4 protein-coding genes are annotated in these 2,346 nt (G+C 64.3%); 1 reads left to right on the forward strand and 3 read right to left on the reverse strand.

From position 1 onward, the window contains the following. Window positions 1-267 (forward strand): SDR family oxidoreductase (locus DYI24_RS25080; RefSeq protein ID WP_164574247.1); only part of this gene is annotated, 267 nt, incomplete at its 5' end. A gap of 146 nt (window positions 268-413) precedes the next feature. On the opposite strand, the gene DYI24_RS25085 is transcribed toward DYI24_RS25080, so the two are convergent. The 3 genes from DYI24_RS25085 to DYI24_RS25095 form a co-directional block, all read right to left on the reverse strand. After that, window positions 414-638 (reverse strand): hypothetical protein, encoded by a 225-nt coding sequence (locus tag DYI24_RS25085; protein ID WP_107343344.1) that lies wholly within the window; start codon window positions 636-638, stop codon window positions 414-416. 90 nt (window positions 639-728) lie between these two features. Further along, window positions 729-1,403, reverse strand: coding sequence for a dienelactone hydrolase family protein (locus DYI24_RS25090; protein ID WP_164574248.1), 675 nt, complete (start codon window positions 1,401-1,403; stop codon window positions 729-731). A 156-nt stretch (window positions 1,404-1,559) separates the two neighbouring features. Further along, window positions 1,560-2,346, reverse strand: a 787-nt coding sequence (locus tag DYI24_RS25095; RefSeq protein ID WP_164574249.1) for a cytochrome c1, incomplete at its 5' end; no start/stop codon positions are given.

Raw genomic sequence — 2,346 nt, forward strand, 5'->3', positions numbered from 1 at the left:
ACCTCGAAGGCGGCGCTCGCGGCGCTGACCCGGGAAATGGCGGCGGACTTCGGCCCGGTCGGCGTGCGGGTGAACTCGATCGCCCCCGGCGAGATCGACACCTCGATCCTGTCGCCCGGCACCGAGAAGATCGTCGAGGAGCAGATTCCGATGCGCCGGCTCGGCACCCCGGATGAGGTCGCCAAGATCATCTATGTGCTGTGCACCGAGACCTCGTCCTACGTGAACGGCGCCGAGATCCACATCAACGGCGGCCAGCACGTCTGACCTTCAGACGGCGGCAAAGCCCGCTCTCTTCCCTCCCGAAAGACTAACGCCCCGCTTCCGATGATCGGAAACGGGGCGCTGCAGACGATCGCATCGAATGAGTGCGTGCGGCGTGGCGCTTGGCGGCCACGCCGGTCGTCGTCAAATCAGTCGGCGCGGAACACGCGCGTCGGTCGTCGGCGGGCCGGCGATTGCAGGGCAATGCCGGCACTCGAGCAATCATCCTCCAACTCGTCATCGAGCAGCGCCGCGCCGCAATGCCTGCACCGACGGCCTTCGGCCCCGGCGCCGCGCAGGCCGATCGGCTTGGCGCGGTAGCTGTCGAGGTCGACGACGTTTCGGAGATCCGGGTTTACGACTTTTTCAACCATGCTGTCCTCGTGGCGTATGCCGACGTTATCGCAGCAAACTGATCTGCCAAGTCTTCAGCCGAAAGCTCAAATTTTACCGGGCGGCCGCGGTCAGGAGAGATGCTTTCCAAAGAACTGCATCGCTCGCGACCACGCGAGTTCCGCCGCTTCCCGGTCGTGCACCGCCGCACGCTGCTCGTTGACGAAGGCGTGGTCGGCTTCATAACGGAAGAACTCGGCCTGCTTGCCGGCGGCCTTCAGTCCGGCCTCGAACGCATCCACCACCTGCGGGGTGCACCAATCGTCGCGATTGGCGAAATGGCCTTGCATCGGCACCCGCACCTCGGACGGCTTGGCCGCCTGCTCCGGCGGAATGCCGTAGAACACCACGGCAGCGCTCAGTTCCGGCATCTTGCAGGCGCCGATCACCGTCACGGCGCCGCCGAGGCAGAAGCCGGTCAGGCCGACCTTGGCGCCGTTGCGCGACAGATAGTTCACAGCGCCGCGCACCGTCTGGGTGGTAGCGTCCATGAAGTCGAGCGAGCTCATCTCTTTATTGGCCGCATCCGTGTCGTGATACGGAACCACCGTGCCGTTGTAGAGGTCCGGCGCGAGCGCATCGAAGCCGGCCAGCGCGAGGCGGTCGGTCAGTCCCTTGATCTGCTCGGACAGCCCCCACCATTCCTGGATCACCACCACGCCCGGCGCTTTGCCACTGGCGGCGTTGGCGAGATAGCCGCTCGCTTCCTTGCCATCCGGACGTTTGAAAGTGATCAGCGTGCCCATGGATCCTCCGCGCGGGTTACATGCAATTGCTTTTGATTATTTTGTCCGGAGCAGACGCCGGATGCAATCGCTACTCATCGGCAAACGCCGGAATGCAGACAACAAAAAAGCCCCCGAAGGGGCTTTCCTGTCTCGTTGTGTTGGCTCTTTCGCCGCTTAGTGGACGTTCGACCACACCTTGCGCTTCACGAAGTACAGCAGGCTGGAAAGGATGACCAAGAAGATCATCACCTGCAGACCGAGGCGCTTGCGGGCCTCCATGTGCGGCTCGGAAGCCCACACCAGGAACGTCGAGACGTCCTTGGCGTACTGCTCGAGCGTTTCCGGCGTGCCGTCGTCGTAGCTCACCATGCCGGCCTGGATCGGCGGCGGCATCTTGATCGAATGGCCCGGATACCACTTGTTGTAGAACGAGCCGTCCGGGAGACTGAAGCCTTCCGGCGGGGTGTCTTCGTAGCCCTGCAGCAGCGCGGCGATGTAGTTCGGGCCCTGCTCCTGGAACTGGGTGAAGAAGTCGAAGATGAACTGCGGGAAGCCACGCGGATAGGTGCGCGCCTTGGCCAGCAGCGACATGTCCGGCGGAGCCGCACCACCGTTGGCCGCACGGGCAGCCTGCTCGTTCGGGAACGGCGAGTGGAAGGTGTCGGCGAGCCGGCCGGGACGCTCGAACATCTCACCCTGATCGTTCGGACCGTCCTTGATCTGCGCAGCGGCCGCGATCTCCTTGGCCTGCTCCACGGTGAAGCCCGGACCACCCGGCTCGGCGAGGTTGCGATACTGCAACAGCTTCAGCGAGTGGCAGTTGGAGCAGACTTCCTTGTAGATCTTGAAGCCACGCTGCAGCTGGGCGCGATCGTAGGTGCCGAACGGGCCTGCGAAGCTCCACTGCAGCGACGGCGGGTTCTCGCCACCTTCGTTGGCCTTGGCCGGCTGAACGCCGCCG

It is taken from the genome of Rhodopseudomonas sp. BR0C11 (assembly GCF_010820945.1).
GTDB classification, from domain to species: Bacteria; Pseudomonadota; Alphaproteobacteria; order Rhizobiales; family Xanthobacteraceae; genus Rhodopseudomonas; species Rhodopseudomonas palustris_H.

Bases quoted from the DNA above. Each gene is read 5' to 3' on its own strand.
- DYI24_RS25090 (WP_164574248.1), bottom strand. From the start codon at position 1,403: ATGGGCACGCTGATCACTTTCAAACGTCCGGATGGCAAGGAAGCGAGC.
- DYI24_RS25085 (WP_107343344.1), bottom strand. From the start codon at position 638: ATGGTTGAAAAAGTCGTAAACCCGGATCTCCGAAACGTCGTCGACCTC.